The 17,947-nt window shown below is 65.3% G+C and carries 16 protein-coding genes; 6 read left to right on the plus strand and 10 right to left on the minus strand.

Going from position 1 to position 17,947, the window contains the following annotated elements; all coding sequences use genetic code 11:
• Positions 1–91: 91 nt before the first annotated feature.
• From BO1_RS54340 to BO1_RS37255, 4 genes are read right to left on the minus strand one after another with little or no spacing between them, the layout of a single operon-like run.
• Positions 92–631, minus strand: coding sequence for a gamma carbonic anhydrase family protein (locus tag BO1_RS54340; protein ID WP_043288165.1), 540 nt, complete (start codon positions 629–631; stop codon positions 92–94).
• Positions 628–1,509, minus strand: a complete 882-nt coding sequence (locus BO1_RS37245; protein WP_028221920.1) for a BKACE family enzyme — start codon at positions 1,507–1,509, stop codon at positions 628–630. Before BO1_RS37245 ends, BO1_RS54340 begins: the two co-directional genes overlap by 4 nt.
• An 18-nt stretch (positions 1,510–1,527) precedes the next feature.
• A complete protein-coding gene (locus tag BO1_RS37250; protein WP_028221921.1) occupies positions 1,528–2,277 on the minus strand; it encodes an SDR family NAD(P)-dependent oxidoreductase in 750 nt (249 codons plus the stop codon).
• A 13-nt stretch (positions 2,278–2,290) separates the two neighbouring features.
• Positions 2,291–3,205, minus strand: coding sequence for a dioxygenase family protein (locus BO1_RS37255; protein ID WP_028221922.1), 915 nt, complete (start codon positions 3,203–3,205; stop codon positions 2,291–2,293).
• Positions 3,206–3,441: 236 nt separating this feature from the next.
• Between BO1_RS37255 and BO1_RS54345 the strand changes: the two genes are divergently transcribed.
• The 4 genes from BO1_RS54345 (at position 3,442) to BO1_RS54360 (ending at position 8,906) form a co-directional block, all read left to right on the plus strand.
• Positions 3,442–4,494 (plus strand): LysR family transcriptional regulator, encoded by a 1,053-nt coding sequence (locus BO1_RS54345; protein ID WP_156992608.1) that lies wholly within the window; start codon positions 3,442–3,444, stop codon positions 4,492–4,494.
• 78 nt (positions 4,495–4,572) lie between these two features.
• Positions 4,573–6,189 (plus strand): MFS transporter, encoded by a 1,617-nt coding sequence (locus BO1_RS54350; protein ID WP_245643995.1) that lies wholly within the window; start codon positions 4,573–4,575, stop codon positions 6,187–6,189.
• 63 nt (positions 6,190–6,252) lie between these two features.
• Positions 6,253–7,407: an HlyD family secretion protein gene (locus BO1_RS54355; protein WP_052409736.1), complete on the plus strand. Its 1,155-nt coding sequence runs from the start codon at positions 6,253–6,255 to the stop codon at positions 7,405–7,407.
• The gene (locus tag BO1_RS54360; protein ID WP_052409737.1) at positions 7,386–8,906 is read left to right on the plus strand and encodes an efflux transporter outer membrane subunit; all 1,521 of its coding nucleotides are present in this window, start codon (positions 7,386–7,388) and stop codon (positions 8,904–8,906) included. Before BO1_RS54355 ends, BO1_RS54360 begins: the two co-directional genes overlap by 22 nt.
• A 61-nt stretch (positions 8,907–8,967) precedes the next feature.
• Here the strand turns inward: BO1_RS54360 and BO1_RS37280 are convergent, their stop codons facing one another.
• From BO1_RS37280 to BO1_RS37305, 6 genes are read right to left on the minus strand one after another with little or no spacing between them, the layout of a single operon-like run.
• Entirely contained in the window at positions 8,968–9,408 is a 441-nt protein-coding gene (locus BO1_RS37280) for a RidA family protein (RefSeq protein WP_245643996.1), read from the minus strand.
• Positions 9,395–10,105, minus strand: coding sequence for a DUF3726 domain-containing protein (locus BO1_RS37285; RefSeq protein WP_167338424.1), 711 nt, complete (start codon positions 10,103–10,105; stop codon positions 9,395–9,397). The genes BO1_RS37280 and BO1_RS37285 overlap by 14 nt, the downstream gene beginning before the upstream one ends.
• An 8-nt stretch (positions 10,106–10,113) precedes the next feature.
• Positions 10,114–11,853 (minus strand): hypothetical protein, encoded by a 1,740-nt coding sequence (locus BO1_RS37290; protein WP_218002844.1) that lies wholly within the window; start codon positions 11,851–11,853, stop codon positions 10,114–10,116.
• Between the two features lie 26 nt (positions 11,854–11,879).
• Complete coding sequence (locus tag BO1_RS37295) at positions 11,880–13,439, minus strand: BCCT family transporter (RefSeq protein ID WP_218002845.1); 1,560 nt, start codon at positions 13,437–13,439, stop codon at positions 11,880–11,882.
• Positions 13,440–13,474: 35 nt separating this feature from the next.
• Positions 13,475–14,476, minus strand: a complete 1,002-nt coding sequence (locus BO1_RS37300) for a dipeptidase (protein ID WP_245643997.1) — start codon at positions 14,474–14,476, stop codon at positions 13,475–13,477.
• A 13-nt stretch (positions 14,477–14,489) separates the two neighbouring features.
• On the minus strand, positions 14,490–15,932 hold the full coding sequence (locus BO1_RS37305; protein WP_028221928.1) for an aldehyde dehydrogenase family protein: 1,443 nt from the start codon (positions 15,930–15,932) through the stop codon (positions 14,490–14,492).
• Positions 15,933–16,052: 120 nt separating this feature from the next.
• Here BO1_RS37305 and BO1_RS54365 point away from each other — a divergent pair, with 120 nt between their 5' ends.
• Entirely contained in the window at positions 16,053–16,958 is a 906-nt protein-coding gene (locus BO1_RS54365) for a LysR family transcriptional regulator (RefSeq protein ID WP_167338425.1), read from the plus strand.
• Positions 16,959–17,263: 305 nt separating this feature from the next.
• Positions 17,264–17,593 carry a superinfection immunity protein gene (locus tag BO1_RS37315; protein WP_028221929.1) on the plus strand — a complete coding sequence of 110 codons (330 nt, stop codon included), beginning with the start codon at positions 17,264–17,266 and terminating at the stop codon, positions 17,591–17,593.
• Positions 17,594–17,947 lie beyond the last annotated feature (354 nt).

Raw genomic sequence — 17,947 nt, forward strand, 5'->3', positions numbered from 1 at the left:
CATTTTGCTGACGTTGAGTTTGCCTCTCCCGCCTCCAACCGTTGCGTCGCGACACTTTTTTCTGCGCGAGCCCCGGAGGAGGCGAAATTCGCTAGAAGTGCATGACCAGCGGCTTCGAGAACAGGTAGCGCTTCGCCAGTGCCACGTATCGGTCGGCCGAAAGCTGGATCGCCTCTGCCTCCTTCTCCGAGAGCGGGCGAAGCAGCCGCGCCGGATTGCCGGCCCACAGCTCCCCTGTCCCCACCACCTTACCCGGCGTCAAGACGGCGCCGGCGGCCAACATGCCGCCGGTGCGCACGATTGCGCCATCGAGCACGCGCGCGCCGAAGCCGACAAATGCCCGGTCCTCGATCGTACACGCATGGAGGATTGCGCCGTGCCCGACCGTCACGTCACTGCCGACGAGCGTCGGCGCACCGTTTGTCGTCCCGTGCAGAATGGAGCCGTCCTGGATATTCGTTCGGGAGCCGACGACGATGCGTTGAACGTCGCCCCTCAGTACGCAGTTGAACCAGATCGAGACGCGCTCTCCAATCTGCACGTCACCGATGAGCGCCACCCCTTGAGCGATGAATGCCGACTTGTGCACCGATGGCGTTCCAAACTGCTGCCTGCCCTGTTCCTCGCTCATTTCTTCAACCCCAGTTGTTCGCGCGCCTGCGCCGCGGTGGCAATGTCCCCACCGAGCGACAGCACGATATCGCGTGCTCGTGCAACCAGTTCGGCATTGCTTTCGGCGAGCACCCCCTTCGAGAGGTAGATATTGTCTTCAAGGCCGACACGGACATGCCCGCCTGCCAGCCACGCCTGTGCGACGATGGGAAACTCCGCCCGGCCGATGCCGAACGCCGACCACGCCGCGCCGGGGGGCAGAAAATTGCGCGCGTACAGCAACGTTTCCGGCGTGGCCGCGAATCCATATTTGACGCCCATGACGAACGTCCACAGACCCGGACCGTCGAGCACGCCCTCCTTGATCAGATCGAGCGCCAGATGCAGGTCGCCCGAATCGAAAATCTCCAGTTCCGGCTTCACACCGGCTTCGCGAATCACGTGAGCCATCTTGCGCACGTTCTTCGGCGTATTGATCACGACGTCGCCACCCGAATTCATCGTATTCAGGTCAAGGCTGCAGATATCCGGCCGCAGTTCGGCGATGTGCTCCACGCGCTTCTCGGGAGCAAGCAGCGTCGTTCCTGGCGCCGCGACTCTGGGATCGTCGTCCGAGGGGATGAAACGTCCGCCCGGTCCGGTCGTCAGGTTGATCACGAGTTCCTGGTCGACCGCCCTGATGAGCCGTATCACCTCGCGATACAGTTCGATGTCCATCGACGGCCGGCCGGTCGCCGGATCGCGCACGTGAATGTGGGCGACGGCCGCGCCGGCCTGCGCCGCTTCCAGCGCAGCCGTGGCAATTTGGGCGGGCGTAATGGGCAGTCCCGGGTGTTGCTCGGGCCGGGTCAGATTCCCTGTGACTGCACAGGTGATGATGGTCTTGCGTGCGTGCATCATGAGCCTCGCTTCGGATCAGGCCAGCCGCCGGCCGCCATCGACAACGATGGTCGTACCCGTGCTGAATTTAAGGTGTGTCGCACACGCCTCGATTGCTTCGGCGATGTCGTCCGGCGTGCCGATGCGCCCAAGCGGCGTGGTCGCGGCAACCTTGTCGTTGAAGTCCGCGCCGCGCCCGGGCACAAAGCTCGTGTCCACGACCCCTGGCGACACGTTCAGCACGCGAATGCGAGGCGCAAGCGCGCGGCCAAGCGAAGCGGCCATGACATCGAGCCCGGCCTTCGCGGCACAGTAGGCGATATTGCTGCCGACGCCCGTCGTGGCGGAGATCGAAGACACATTGACCACCAGGCCCGCGCCGGACGCGTCGAGCAAGGTGCGGAATTCCCGGATCGCCGCGAATTGCGCGCGCCAGTTGACCGTCATGATCTCGTCGATCAGTTCGTCGGTCAGCGCATCGAGATCGCCGTGCCTGACCGGCTTCGTAAAGCCTGCGGCATTGACGAGGATGTCCACGCGGCCGAACAGGGCGCGAATGTCGCTGGCCAGCGCGGCAAGCGTATCGCTCTCGGTGATCGACACGGATTTCGCCACATGGCCGTGCCCGGGCAGCGACTCCGCGACCTGCTGCGCTTTCCCGGTCTCCGACTGACCGCAGACCACGACACGGGCGCCCGCCGCCGCGAGCCGCTTCGCGGTGGCCACACCGATTCCACCGGTACCGCCAAGAATGACCGCGACTTTGTCTTCAAGAAGGTTGGACATGTTGTTCTCCACTTTACTTGATGGGGGGCGTCGGCCAGACAGGCGTACCTTCGGCTACGACAAATTCATACTCGAGCGTGTAATACGGCCCGTTGACATCGGGTGCGGGTGCCTTCCCGTCCTCGTGTGCGGAAAACCTCCCGACAAGCGCCCGGTTCACGCCGAAGACAACGTCAGACCCCAGGTACTCCGAATCATCTGCGAACACCTGGCTGATCAACGTTTCATAGCCCTGCGCGACCACGACGAAGTGAATATGCGCCGGGCGATACGGGTGACGATGCTGCTTCTCGAGCAACCGGCCTACCGGGCCGTGGGTCGGCACCGGATAGCCGGCAGGTCGAACGGACCGCAGCCTGAAATAGCCTTGCGCATCGGTCCGGAACCTGCCGCGCAGGTTCATGTCGGGCTGATCCGGATCCTGGTTTTCGTAGAGCCCGATTGGCGACGCCTGCCAGACGTCGACGAGCGCCCCCTCGACGGGCGTACCGGCCGTGTCCACCACGCGACCGCGCACGAACAGCGGTGCGCCGGGCGAGCCTTCGGCCACGATGGATGCGCCGTCCGCGTATTCAGGCGAGTGGCCCCGGTAGAACGGCCCAAGCAGCGCGCCGGGCGTGCGATTGCTGCGATCGGCCGTGTTGAGCAGGGTGACGAGCGTCGAGAAGCCCAGCACGTCCGCGGCCAGCACGACCTCGTTGTGATCGTCCACGGTCGCCTGCCCGATGGCCTTGACGAACTCAAGCCCCTTTTCGAACTCCTGATCCGTCAGCTGGACTTCTCGAAAGAATGCGTGCGCGTGGCGCACCAGCGCGTCGATAATCTGCTTCAAGCGCGCGTCGTCCGTCTTGCTCATGGCCGCCAGCACGACGTCCGTAATCGACTCGGGGTCGTCAACGATGCTGTCGAGGTGAGTTAAATCCGTCATGTGAGTCTCCAGGTGTGTTCCCGCAACCGGCGACCCTGTTCGAGAGGTCCGGCAGCAAGCCCATTGAGCGGTTCCTTGCGCCGTCGGTCGATCAGTTCGCCGCTTGTTTTCATGCTATCGGGTCCACGCAAACGCGACGGACAATTGCTTCCGAGTTTCTGCCAGTTTCGGGACAACAGTGATCTGGCTTCCCGCCTGAGTCTGGACAGGTTTGCACAAGCGGCATAACAGTTTCATTGCCCTGTTTCGCCGGGGCAATGGAATGTCCGAAATTCGAAAACATCTGTCTCGCCAAGGAAACCGGCGCCGATTACAGTTCCGATACCGGCAACGATGTGACGGCCGTTACTGACACATACAAAGTGAGGGATACCGTGGACGTTCTGACTGCCATGAAAGTGTTCGTCAAGGTCGCCGAAGTCAACAGCTACGCGCATGCAGCCGAGTCGCTCGAAATCGGCGTGCCGCGCATCAGCCGGATCATCAGCGACCTGGAGGCGCATCTGGGTACGCGACTGCTGCAACGCACCACTCGCAAAATGTCGCCCACCGAAGCCGGACGTCTCTATCTCGAGCGCTGCCGCCAGATCCTCGGAGAACTCGAAGAAACGTATTCGATCCTGTCGTCGAATGCGGTCAGCAAGTCTGGACGTTTGCGCATCGTTTCTCCTGCACTCTTTTCCCTGCGCAAGCTGGCTCCTCTCCTGAGCACCTACCAGCACGCGTACCCTGACGTAACGATCGATCTCACCCTTGCGGATCGCCCCGTCGATCTCATCGAGGAAGAGTTCGACCTCGGCATTCTGGCCGCGCGTCACGTCTCGGGCCAGACGCTGGTTTCGCGCCACCTGACTTCCACGGACTACTACACCTGCGCATCGCCCGAGTACATCGCCCGCCATGGCGCGCCCACTCATCCCTCGGAACTGCCGAAGCATCCCTACCTGGCATTCCGAACCGAACATGCCGCCGATGGAATCGTGTTCAACGCACCGGACGACACGCAGATCACCGTCGCCCCTACGCCAACGTTCTATGCCAACAACATCGGTATGGTGCGCGAATGTGCCATTGCGGGTCTCGGCATCGCGACCTTGTCCGCCTATCTGGTCGAGGACGACATCGAGAGCGGCAAGCTCATGCGTCTTTTCCCCGAATATAGCCTTCCAGACCGCGAATTCCGCATCGTGTATTCAAATCGTAAGTTTCTCCCGCTCAAGGTCAAGGCTTTCGTCGACATGGCCGTCGAACACTTCCGGCAAACGCGCGCCGGGCAACAGGCAAGCTGAAGCCATGGACCCGCGGACATCGCCGCGACCACAATCGCGCTACCAGGATATGCTGACTTTTTTTCGCGACCCCCGCCCATGAGCCAGGCCGCCATTCCCACCCGCGCCCCTGTGGCGCCGCCGGCCTCCGGGCCCGCGGCGGCCACGCCCGCGCCCGAACACGTCCGGGCGCTGCTGATCGGTCTGGGGCTTGCGACCGGCATGGAGTTCTACACGTTCGACAGCGTCAATCTCGTCCTCACGGATCTCACCGGCACCCTCGGTGTTTCCGCCGACGAGGCGAGCTGGATTCTGACCGTGTACAGCTGCTCGCTATTCCTTGGCGTGCCCATATCGATCTGGATGGCCGGGCATTTCGGCTACAAGCGCTTCCTGCTCGGCACGGTGGTGGCGTTCGCCGCCACGTCCATAGGCTGCTCGCTCGCACCGGATCTCGACATCATGCTGTTCTGGCGCGCCCTGCAGGGGCTCGCTGCGGCGGGCCTCGTCATGTGGTGGCGCGCCTCCGTGTACGTGCTCATGCCGAAGCCGCAGCGCAGCCCATCGCTCATGCGCATTTCGACGATGCTGTATCTCTCGAGCGCAGCGGGCCTGCTTGCGAGCGGCTACATTACGGATCACGCCAACTGGCGCCTGATTTTCCTGCCCAACCTGCTCTACGCCGCCGGCGCACTCTGGCTGATCGCGCGATACTTCCCGAACCAGCCCAAACCCAGCTCGGAGCGCCTTGTCTCCGCGGACTGGCCCGGGATCGTACTGCTCGCCATTGCCTTGATCGCGCTGCAGGTGATACTCAACCGTGGCGAGATCGATGACTGGTTCGGCTCCGCGCACCTGCGCATACTCGGGTTTGTCTGTGCCGGCGCGCTGATTCTGTTCATCGCGTGGCAAATGAGTGCCGCCAACCGGACGCCGCTGCTATGGCTCGAGCTCATGCGCGACCGTCACGTGCTTTCGTCGGCGTTGCTCGGGGTGTTCACCGGCATGATTCTTTCCGGCAGCGTATTCGTCCTGCCGGAATTCCTGCGCAACGTCGCATCGAAGACGTACAGCGCGACGCAGACCGGCCAGATCATGTGCGTCTACGCGCTCACCGCTGCCGCAATACGGCCGCTCATGGTCGGCTTCATCGCACGCGTGGGCCAACGCAAGGCCATTGCATTCGCACTCGTCATGCTGATCATGTCGATGCTGATCTTCAACCGGCTTCTGACCACCGGAACGCCGGGATGGTACTTCGCCCTGCCACTGGTTCTCTACGCTTTCTGCCTTTCGCCGCTACTGCCCGCCGTGGGCAGCGGCACAGTCGCACGAATCGATCAGAACAAACTCCTCGACGGCGTTTCCCTGTACATGACGTTTCGCCAGTTCGGCGCCTCACTCGGTGTCGCGCTCTTGACGATCCTGATCTCGCATCGCGAGACCCTGCACTCCGCACGGCTTTTCGATCACGTGCGGCACGACAATGACGTGACGCGCACATGGCTCTCGACCGTCTCCGGCACGCTGACGACGCACGGCGGTTACACGCCTCTCGAAGCACAGCAGGCCTCCGTCCGCATGCTCGCGGAGCAAGGCGCCCATCAGGCAGCGGCCTACGCCTACGCGGACGCATTCGCGTTCATGGCCGTCGTGGGGATCGTCGCCTTATGTCTGCTGCCGATTGTTCCGCCCACTCCCGTGCAAAATAAGTAGGACGATTGCCTTGAAGCCACAACATCCGCCGCTAGCGGCGAACAACACTGGATGGGAGGCGCGATGAGTGAAGGATTGCCCGTCGAAAAGCCCAACGAAACGCGTACGGGAGCGGCACCGCCGCCGACGCCTGCCACGCCTGCGCCCAACACCCCGTCGCCCGGCCCGGCAAAGCCGAACCGGCGCCCGCTGCTGTTTGCAGGACTTGGCTTTCTCGTGCTCGCCGCGATCGCATTGTATTTTTTCCTGCCGGGACTTTACGAGCAGGAAACCGACGATGCCTACGTAGACGCGCACGTCATATCGGTCATCCCCAAGGTGCCGGCTTACGTGCAGAAGCTCTATGTCGACGACAACAGCGCGGTGCAGCAGGGGCAGCTACTGATCGAACTCGATCCGCGCGATTACGCGGTTGCGTTGCAGCAGGCGCAAGCCAATCTCGCCGACGCGCAAAGCCGGCTCCAGGCAGCGCGCGACGAGATTCCGGTGGCCGACGCACGCGTTGCGCAGCAGCGCGCCGAACTGCTGGTCGCGCAAGCCAATTCGAAGCTGGCGCAGTCCAATCTGCGGAGGCTCCAATCGGTTTCGGACGTGCGCGCGGTATCGTCCGAACGGGTGGATGAAGGCGCGGCGGCGGCGCAGGGTACGCAGGCGACCACCGTGGCTGCGCAGGTGCGCATCACAGCCGCAGAGGCGTCTGCGAAGCTCACGCGAACTCAGGCGGTCACCGCCGAGGCGGCCGTCGCCCAAGCGCGCGCGGCACTTGCCCAGGCGCAGCTGAACCTTTCGTACACGAAGATCTATGCGCCGGAAGCCGGCAGTGTGGCCAGAAAGAGCGTGGAGTCCGGCAATTTTGTCCAGCCGGGGCAACTGCTGCTCTCCGTTGTGCCCGAGCGGCTCTACGTGATCGCGAACTACAAGGAAACGCAGCTGACGCACGTGCAGCCGGGCCAGGCCGTGTCCATTCGCGTCGATGCCTTCCCCAACCTGAAGCTGCGCGCCCACGTGGAGAGCATCCAGCGCGGCACCGGCTCGCGTTTTGCGCTCCTGCCGCCGGAAAATGCCACCGGCAATTTCGTCAAGGTCGTGCAGCGCGTCCCGGTGAAAATCGTGTTCGACGATTCCGCGGACGCACTGCGCTGGATATCCCCGGGGATGTCTGTCGAGACCCGTATCTTTACCCGGGAGCCGCCCAGATGGCTAGGCCTGCTAAATTAGTTGCCGGGCGCGAGTGGCGTGCTGGCCACCAGGCCCATGCGTTGGCCGCGCTGTTGCTCTGTGCAAGCGCCCTGCTCGGCGCGTGTACGGTCGGACCGGATTACGTGCCACCCAAAACGAGCCTGCCGCCAGCTTACAGTGAAGCGGCTGGCGCGCAGGCCACCGCACCGTCCGCACCGTCAACGTCTGAAGCGGCGTGGTGGACGAACTTCGGAGATCCGGTCCTGAACCATCTGATCGACGAGGCACAGCGAAGCGCCCCGGATCTCGCCTCGGCTGAAGCGCGCGTGCGCGAAGCCCGGGCCATGCGCGGCGTCGCAGGTGCAGCCGAATATCCCGAAGTCGACGCGGGCGCGGCCTACGCCAGAACGCATGGCAGTGCGAACGTTCCTGTTGGCGTACCGCCGGGCGGCCTGGGCCCCGGTATCGACGGCAATCTTTGGCAAGCGGGCTTCGACGCGTCGTGGGAAATCGACGTGTTCGGCGGCACGCGGCGACGCATCGAAGCGGCCAACGCGGCCTATGAGGCATCCGTCGCAGGACGCGGGGATGCCGCCCTCATGCTGACCGGCGAGATTGCGCGCGACTATGTGGTGCTTCGGGGCGCGCAGCGCCAGCTCGCCGTCGCGCAGGAAAACCTGTCGATCCAGCGCGACACCCTGGCCCTCACGCGTTCCCAGTTCGACGCGGGCCTCGCTTCGCGCCTCGACGTGCTGCGCGCACAGGCGCAGGTCGAAGCGACAGAAGCCGAAATTCCGACGTTCGTGGTCGACGCGCGCACCGCCATCTACCGGATCGGCGCATTGGTGGGCGTGCCGCCGGAATCGTTGCTGACCGAACTCGACGCCCCCCAGGCGATCCCCACGCCGGTTGCCGACGTACCGGTTGGCCTGCCTTCAGATCTGCTCCAGCGCCGCCCCGATATCCGCGAGGCCGAGCGGCAACTGGCGGCCGCGAATGCGCGCATCGGCGTGGCGAAAGCCGATCTCTACCCGCACTTCTACCTCACCGGCGCAGCGGGTCTCGAGAGTCTCGACGCATCGACGTTTCTGACCGCCCCGAGCCGCTATCTCTCGATCGGCCCCAGTATCAGCTGGCTCGTTTTCGACGCGGGCAAGGTCCGCTTCACGATCGATGCAGAACAGGCACGCACCGACGCCGCCGCGGCGCAATACCAGCGTGTGGTGCTCGACGCGCTCCGCGACGTCGAATCCGCACTGGTTTCCTATGGCCAGTCGAAAATCAGGCGCGAGCGCCTGGCCGCCGAGGTGGCAGCCGATCGCGACGCCGTGGGAATCGCGCAACGGCTCTACCTGCAAGGTCTGGACGACTTCCTGCCGGTGCTCGATGCGGAACGGTCGCTATACGTTGCCGAAGACAAGCTCGCGCAAACCGACCGGGACACGGATATCGCCCTCGTGGCGCTCTACAAGGCGCTGGGAGGCGGCTGGCACGACGACAGCGCCCCGCTGGCCTCGAACGCGAACACGAAGCCGTGACCGATCGCTACCGGCGTGCACCGCTCACGCAAAAGGCCGGTCCGTCACCCTTGCTTCGAATCTAGATCGCCACGGCCGCGCCTGCGCGAGCCGGCACGCAGGCGTAAGCAACGAGTTCGACCAGCATTTCCTCGCGCGCCAGCCCCGCAACGACACACGACGCGCGATTCGGAAAGGGCGCCGCGAAGTAACGCAGCCAGACCGCGTTGACGGCCGGCAGCCACACGCGGTCCGTCACGTAGATCAAGACCTGCGCGACATCGCCCGCCGTTGCACCGGCCGCCGCCAGCGTCTGGAACAGGTTCGCGAACACCTGCTGCGCCTGGGCTTCGATGCCGCCGCTCACGACGGCCCCGTCGGCATCGACGGGAATCTGCGCCGTGTACAGCATGCCGTTCGCCGTCACCGCCCATTCGAACATCGCCGTGCGGCTTTGCGGCAGTCCCGTGGGCACGGCCGCGACCGTACGCGGCGCCGCCGTGACTTGCTCAGAATCCATCATCTGCGCCTCCCGCACCGTGCTCGCGCGACGCCTCGCTTGCCGCGACCAGCACGCGGCCCTTCCACTCAGCCAGACGCGCGGTCTGCGCGGCGTCCACGTCGACGCCGCGCCAGATCGCCTCGTAGTAGCGTGCTTCGAGCTCGGCCGGATCGGCGGCGCCCTCGAGCGCTGGAGCCACTTCGATCGGCGCACGCAGTGCGGCATTCACGCGGCAGCACACGATCAGCTCGTCCGCGTCCCCAGTGGCCCGCGTGTCACAGCCCAGATAGGCCGGCCACGCCGTCTGCCCGGTGGCGCTCGCATAGTGACGCCCGCTGGCATCGCTCCACGCCAGATCGAAATGCCTCCCGCGCGCGCTCATCATCTTCAGCCCGTACAGCGCCAGGCGCGGCGCGAGTGCCTGCGCAACGCGCACCACGCCCATGCCGTCCCGCGTCGCCTCGGCCCATGCGAGCTCGAACGCAAGCGCACAACCCGCCAGCCCCGCACAGTGCTGCACGCGCATCGCGCCAGGCGCGGCGCCTTCGACCACCACCCGCTCGCCGGGCTCGGCGCCAAGCAGGCCGTCCAGCGCCGCGAGACCATTGAGACCGAGCGCCTGCAACCACACGGCTGCGTCCGCCGCATCCTCGTAATCGCCCTGCGCCCACCCACTGCCCTCCAGCGCGGCGCGGCACAGCGAGACCAGTTCGTTCATCGCCATCTTCATGCTTGTGCACTCCCCCTTTCATTGCCATCCGGCACGCACGGAAACAGCCAGTCGTCGATCATGTCCGGCGCGAGATCGTCGAGCGTCGGCGCCCCCTGGAACAGCGTGACCCTCACCCACAGGTTCGACTTCGGATCGAACTTGCTCGCGCCGAACATCGACAGCTTCGCGCGCATCAGGTCGATCGGCAGCATGTCGCGTGCGAGCAGGTTCTCGCGTATCTCCCCATACACACGCCCCGCGAGCGACTGCACGCGGCGCACGATCGCGCGAAACTCGGGATGCTCGGCCACGAACGCAGCCACGCCCGCATCGTCGTGCGCCTCCTGCAGCCGCGCATGGAGCCGCAGGATCTGGCGCGCGATGTCGAGCGGCAGCTCGCGCGCGGCGCCCGGTTCCTCCGCGCGCATGCCAAGGCGGGGCTCCTCTTTCTCGGCGGAGCGGTACCAGAAGAAATGGGTGTCGTCGCGCTGCGTCTGGGGCTGCGTGAGCGCCCAGCGGTAGTCGCGCTCCACGAGCGAGCGCAGCGCGCTCACGCGCATGTCGGGGTCGAGCCGCAGCGTATCGTCGACCGGTGCGCCACAGTCGATCGTGTCGACGTGTTCCGGATACAGCTCGAGCAGCACGGCCACGAGCACTTCCTGCGCGGCACACGAGAGCTGCGCGGCGGCCCACGCAAGCAACGCGCCCCAGCGCAACGGCTGCGGACCCGCCGCTTCATGCTGTAGCGCACGCTCGAGACGCGGCAGCTCGGCGAGCAGTTGAGCGTTGCGCGCGGCCTCGCGCGGATGGTCGGTATGGACCTGCGCAATGTGGCGCCCGGCGCGCGCGAGCAGCGTGCGCGCACGGGCGAGCGTGGCGGCGTCGACGGACTCGACCGCCAGCACACGCGCCAGCGCCGTCTCGCGCCCGCGTATCCACTGGTCGAGCTGGGCCGGGTGGCGCACGAGGAACGGCGCCATCCCCAGCCCGGTCGCGTTGCCCACGCCCAGATAGCGCCGGTAGCTGCGCGCGAGCTTGACGGCCGCGCGCGGATTGCGCCGCGCCGCGATGTGCTCGACGAGGCGCACGCTGAAATCGCGCAACACGAAGACCGCGCACATCTGCGCCGAAAACCCCGCGCGAAACGCCTGGCTATCGACGAGGCGCGTGTAATCGGCAATGCCGAACTTGCCGTTGCCGTACACGGCCGTCGTGCGGATCAGGTAGCCCACGCGCTCGAACGCGGCGGGATCCGGCTGCCGCCCTTCCGCGAGGCAGTTCACGACGTAGTCGAAGTTGCGCACGCTCTTGTTCGCCCGGCACAGCACGAGATCGTGCGCGCGCAGCCGGCCCGCCTCCTGCAGCGGCACATTGGCCCGCAGTTGCGCGAGATCCGCTGCTTCAGGCACGCCGCACACGAGGGCGGACGTGATGTCCCACTTCTCGGCGATCACGCGGTCGGTGCGCTCGGCGTCGTCGAGATGCTGCGAGAAAATCACCTGGCTGTAGCGCTCGCCATAGGCTTCGATCGTATAGACGCAGGTGCCATAGCCATTGTCGTCGAGGTCCATGTGCGTGACGCGGATGCGCCAGTTGTCGCGCGCCATGCGCCTGACGAGCGCGCGCACGAAGCTCAGCCGCGTGCCGTGCATGGCGCCGAGCCGTTCGAGGCGATTCGTCACGTCGGGGCTGCGCATCGCGCTGCGCTCATCGAAATCGGCTGGCTGACTCACGCCGTTCGATTCGGTATCCATATCAATATCCACTTCCATGCCAATCATTATTTCACTCCCTGCTCGACGGCCATCCTGCGCGCGATCCGCACCGCGTCCCACAGCGAAGGCAGGATCAGGATCGAAACTGGCACAGCGGTAATGACGATGAACGATTGCAACGCGCTGATCCCACCCGCCCCCATCGTGATCAGCACCGCGCCAACGAGCCCCATGCCGACGGCCCAGAAGATCTTGAGCCACGCGCTGGGCTCACCGCCGCGATCGCCGGTCATAGCCATGGCGATCGTATAGGCCATCGAGCCGCCATTCGTCACCACCGAGAAGAAGCTGAGGAACAGGAACAGCGCCGAGATCAGGTTGCGCAGCGGCATGGCCTGGGCGACGCCGAGCAGCAGCGCCTCGGGCAGCGTGCCGTGCGAGACCACCTTGCCAGGCGTTGCCAGCTCGATGCCGATACCTGCACCGCCGACGAGCGTGAACCACAGCATCGTGATCAGCGGCGCGGCGATCGAGAGCAGCACCACGAGCTCGCGGATCGTGCGGCCGCGCGATACCTTCGCGACATAGATCGCCATGATGGGCGCGTAGCCAATGAACCAGCCCCAGTAGAACAGCGTCCACGCGTTGAGCCACTTGCTGTCGCCGCGATACATCGCCGTCTGCACGAAGTCCACGAGGTGCGTGGCGAACGCCTTGAAGAACACGCTGCTCAGGAAGCTCGTGGGCCCGCAGACATAGAGGTACGCCGCGAGGCCGAGCATCAGCCAGACGTGGATCTTGCAGACGAATCGCAGGCCTTCGAGCCCCGCGATGCAGGCCGTCGTGAAGATGGCGGTCACCGCGAGAATGACGAGCGCCTGGGTCGCGATGGTATCGGGCACGTGCCAGACCGACTGCAGCACATAGGCGATCTGCAGGCCGAGGAAGCCAATCGGGCCGATGGTGCCCGCCGCGACGGCGATGATCGAGGTGGCGTCCGCCAGCGCCGCGATCGGGCCCCGGAGCGCGCGCTGGCCGAACAGCGGATACAGCAGCGTGCGCGGCGCAAGCGGCAGGCCCTTATCGAAATGCAGATGCATGAAGACGATGGTCAGCAGGCTGCCGAGCACGGCCCACGCCAGAAAGCCCCAGTGCAGGAACGATTGCGCGAGCGCCGCGACAGCCGCCGCCTCGCTGCGCGGCGCGGCGCCGAAGAACGGCGGCGGGCTCATGAAATGCATGAGCGGCTCCGCGGCGGCCCAGAACGCGCCACCGCCGGCCAGCAGCGCGCACATGATGATCACGACCCAGTTGAAGGTCGAATTCGACGGCACCGCGCCGCGGCCGCCCAGCTTCACGCGGCCGAGCTTCGAGAACGCAATGCCCAGACTGACCACGAAGGTCGCGAGCATCAGCAACTGCCAGTACAGCCCGAAACCGCGCGTGGCCCAGCCGAAGGCCGTGTCGACCGCCGCCGAGAGCCACGGCAGGTTGACCAGCGCGGCGACGAGAAACAGCACGAAAAATCCGCCGCTGATGATGAAGATGGGCCAGTCGATACGGCCACGGCGAGCGGCCGGTTCGTCACGCGCGGCCGCGAGGTCCGGCGAGGTCTGCATTTCCATGTCTCCTCCAGTCTTGAATAGTAGTTCGGCGCGCGTCAGCGGCGCTGTTCCGCATCGCGCAGGATGCGCATCCAGTTGCCGCCCATGATCTGCGCGACCTCGTTGGCGGCGAAGCCCGCGTGCACGAGCGCCGCCGTGAGGTTCGGAAAGTCGGCGTTCGAGCCGAACCAGCTCACGGGCTGCGGCCAGGCCGCGTTATCGGCGCTGCCTTCGCCGTAATCGGTCTGCTTGCTCCAGCGGCCGTTGCGCATCCATTCGAGCACGCTGTACGGCTGCCCCTGGCACAGGTCGCTGCCGATGCCCACGTGATCGATGCCGATGAGGTCGACCGTGCGCGCGACCATGTCGGTGAACTCGCCGGGCGTGCAGCGGCTGCCGTTCTTCAGATGAAACGGATAGAGGCTGAAGCCCACGAGGCCGCCGCGCTCGCCGAGCGCGCGCAGCACCGCGTCCGACTTGTTGCGCTTCGCCTCGTGGAAGAACGACGGATTCGCGTGGCTGATCACGATGGGCCGCGACGAGATCGCGATGGCTTCGAGCGTCGAGCGCTCGGCGCTGTGCGACATGTCGATCACCATGCCCACACGGTTCATTTCCTCGATCGCCGCGCGGCCGAAACGCGTGACGCCGCCATCGGAGGACTCATAGCAGCCCGTGGCGAGCAGGCTCTGATTGTTGTACGTGAGCTGCATCGTGCGCACGCCGAGATCGCGAAACACCTCGATGAGGCCAATGTCGTCCTCGATCGGCGAACAATTCTGCAGTCCGTATAAAATGGCGACTTTTCCGGCTTGCTTCGCCGCGAGCACGTCGTCCATCGTCCGCGCCCGCATCACGAGATCGGCGTGGCGCTCGAAACGCGCGTTCCACTCGGCCAAGCGCGTGAGCGTCTCGCGAGCGTTCTCCCAATAGACGATCGTCGCGTTGACGGCCGCGACGCCGCCGTCGCGCATCTGCTCGAAGATGCCGCGGTCCCAGTTCGAGTACTGGGTGCCGTCGATGACGACGAGCGAGTCATGCAGAGTCTTTTCAGTCATTGCCCGCCCCCTTTTATGCGCGCGTGTAGGCGGTCTTCAGCGTGGTGTAGAACTCGGCCGCGTGCGGCCCCTGTTCGCGCGGACCGTAGCTCGACGCCTTGCGGCCGCCAAACGGCACGTGATAGTCGGTGCCGGCCGTGGGCAAATTGACCATCACGCAACCCGCCTGCGCATGGCGGCGGAAATGCGTCGCGTGGCGCAGCGATTGCGTCATGATGCCGGCCGTGAGGCCGAACGCCGTGTCGTTGGCGACGGCCAGCGCCTCCTCGTAGTCGCGCACGGGGATCACACAGGCGATCGGGCCGAAGATCTCGTCGCGATTGATCTGCATGTCGTTGCGGCCCTCGTCGAACAGCGCGGGCGACATGCACCATGCGCGCTCGGGATGCGCGAGCGCTTCGCCGCCGCACACGAGCCGCGCGCCCTCGCGCTGGCCGAGCGCGACATAGCGCAGATTCGATTCGAGCTGGCGCCCGTCGATGACCGGGCCCATCTGCACGCCTTCATCGAGCGCGCGGCCGACCCGCACGTTGCGCATCCGCTCGGCCAGCCGCTCGACGAACGCCGCGTGGATGCCCGGCGTCACGACGAGACGCGACGACGCGGTGCACTTCTGCCCGGCGCCCGAGTAAGCCCCTTGAAACGCACATTCGACCGCGAGATCGAGATCGGCGTCGTCGAGGACGACGAGCGCGTTCTTGCTGCCCATCTCCATCTGCAACTTGATGAGGTTCGGCGCGGCCGTGGCCGCGAGGCGGCGGCCGGTTTCGAGCGAGCCCGTGAACGAGATGCCGTCGACGCCCGGCGAGGTCGCGAGCAGATGGCCGATCGCCTCGCCCGGCCCCATCAGCAGGTTGAACGTCCCGGGGGGCAGCGCCTGGCGGCTGATGATCTCCGTGAGCGCCCATGCGCTGGCCGGCGTCAGGTTGGCGGGCTTGAACAGCACCGCATTGCCGAAGGCGAGCGCCGGCGCGATCTTCCAGCACGCCGTCGCCATCGGGAAATTCCACGGCGTGATGATGCCGACCACGCCGAGCGGCTCGCGCCGGTAATCGATCTCGATGCCGGGGCGCACCGAATCGGCGTTGCCGCCGAGCTGCCGCAGCACTTCGGCCGCGAAGTAATGGAAGAACTGGCCCGCGCGCGCGACCTCGCCCACGCCCTCCGCGAGCGTCTTGCCCTCCTCGCGTGCAAGCTGCCGGCCAAGCTCGTCACGGCGCGCGATCAGCTCGTCGCCGATCGCACGCAGCACGTCGTGGCGCTGCTCGAGGCCCGTGGCGGCCCATTGGGGTTGCGCACGGCGCGCGGCTTCGATGGCCTGCTGCGCCTGGACGCTGGTGGCCTGCGTGTAGCGGCCGATCAGGTCGTCGGTGTCGGAGGGGCTGCGGTTCTCAACGAAGGTCTCGCCGGCCTGCCAGTGGCCGTCGATCCAGTTCAAAAAGGTCTGAGGATTCATCTTCGATCTCAACGCGATTGACGTGAGAGCGATTCTAGAAACCACGCTAAAATAGCCAAAGCCAATTTTTCTGATCGAAATATTTATTCTTCTTATTTAGCTATGGACCGGCTCCCCGATGTGAAAATCGCGCAGTTGCGCCATTTCGTGGCCGTCGTCGAGCACGGCGGCTTCAAGGCCGCCGCGCGGGCCGTGTTCCGCAGCCAGCCGGCGCTTTCGCTGTCGATCAAGGAGCTCGAGGGGGCGCTGGGCGCGGCGCTCTTCGAGAAGGGCAGCCACGCCTCGCCCACCCCGTTCGGCGCGATGCTCTATGGCGAGGCACGCAAGCTCGTCGAGCATTACGAGCGCGCCATTGCCTCGGCAATCGATGTGGCACAGGTGCGCGGCGGCCGCGTGCGCGTGGCCTCGGTGCCATCGATCGCGCACGAGATACTGCCGCGCGCGATCAGCCGGTTCTCGGCGCGCCATCCCGGTGTGCATCTGCATGTGGAAGACGGCACGGCCGCCTATATCCACGACCGGGTGCGTTCAGGTGCGATCGACTTCGGCATCGCCGGCGAGCCGAAGGACGACTCCGAGCTCAGCTTCACGCCGCTGCTCGCCGACGTGATGTGCGTGGTCGTGAACGCGGGCCATGCGCTGTTCAGGCAGCGCCGCGTGGAATGGAAGGATTTGTCGGGCTACCGATTGATCGGCAACGGCACGCTGCGTGCGTTGCCCGAGCCGGTGCGGCGCGCCGCGGACGGACAGGACGACATCTTCATCGCCAATACGACCACGCTGCTCTCGGCCGTCGAAGGCGGTGTGGGGCTCACGGTGCTGCCCTGGCTCGCGCAGCAGCGCCATCGCGAGACACTGCGCTTCATTCCACTCGACGCGCCGCGCATCGAGCGCGCCGTGGGCTTCGTCGAGCTGACCGGACGCTCGCTCAACCCCGCCGCGCATGCACTGCGCGAGAGCTTTTGTGAGGCGCTCGATGATGTGGCGCTGCCGCCGACGTATGTGCGGCGGCCGTCTGCGGATTGAGAGGATTAGAACTTCTGGCGAAGTCCGACGATCTCTGGACAACTAATACTCGACGCCACGGATGAACTGACGCAGGGGATTGCTGGTCTGCGGAATCCGCCGCGATCCCGTGAAAAGCCGGCCAGATGGCGCTCTGGCGCGTTGTCGATGATCCTGGGATGACGCGTCGATTGTTTACGTGGACGCAACGCAGAATTCGTTCTATTGGCATTGTTCTTCAATAGATAGCGCCTAAAATTCCCCCCATTGTGTTACGGCGATCGTTGCTTTGCGGCGGTGCCGGACTGCTTACATGAGAGGGTGCCATGAAGGAAATTCTTGAAGGAGCCGCGGTCATTGCCGCAATGAGCCTGTATCTGATTCCGTCAATCGAAGCCGATGCGCGCGGGCATCACGATGCTTTGGCGATCACGTTGGTTAATGTGCTGCTGGGCTGGACCATCGTTGGATGGTTCGCGGCGCGTGCGTGGGCGCACAGCCGGCGCGAGGAACGGGTGCTTGGCGCCGCGAAGAGAATCCGGCGTGCGGCGGGCCGGATTACCAGTCAGAAGATCGTGCAGCATGCGCAATGGCGTACCGCGATGGAATCTCGATCATTGGCGGGACAGCGTGATGTGAAGCGGTGCTATTCATGATTGTGGGTAATGCGCGAGGGGCGGCGCTGGTGTCGCCGCTTCGGGTGATCGGTTCGGTTGCGGCGCTTTGCGCGATGTTGGTGGGTTGTGCGTCGGCTAGCGATGTCACTGCGGCGGATCAGCATGGGATGCTGATGGTGTCGGCTAGTGCCACTGGCGGGCAGCTTGCGTGGGCGCGGGCTCGCAGGACCGCAATGGCCAAAGCTAATGAGCACTGTGAAAGGCTTGGGATGCAGACGAGTTTCGCTGCGGAACAAATGCAGGGGTTTCAGGCGTTCGAGCAGCAAGATTCTGTCGTCAGGTTTGAGTGCCATCCCAAGTTGTAATTGGGGTTTTTGTGCGGGTTATAAGGCC

This window comes from Paraburkholderia oxyphila NBRC 105797 (genome assembly GCF_000685075.1).
Taxonomy (GTDB): domain Bacteria; phylum Pseudomonadota; class Gammaproteobacteria; order Burkholderiales; family Burkholderiaceae; genus Paraburkholderia; species Paraburkholderia oxyphila.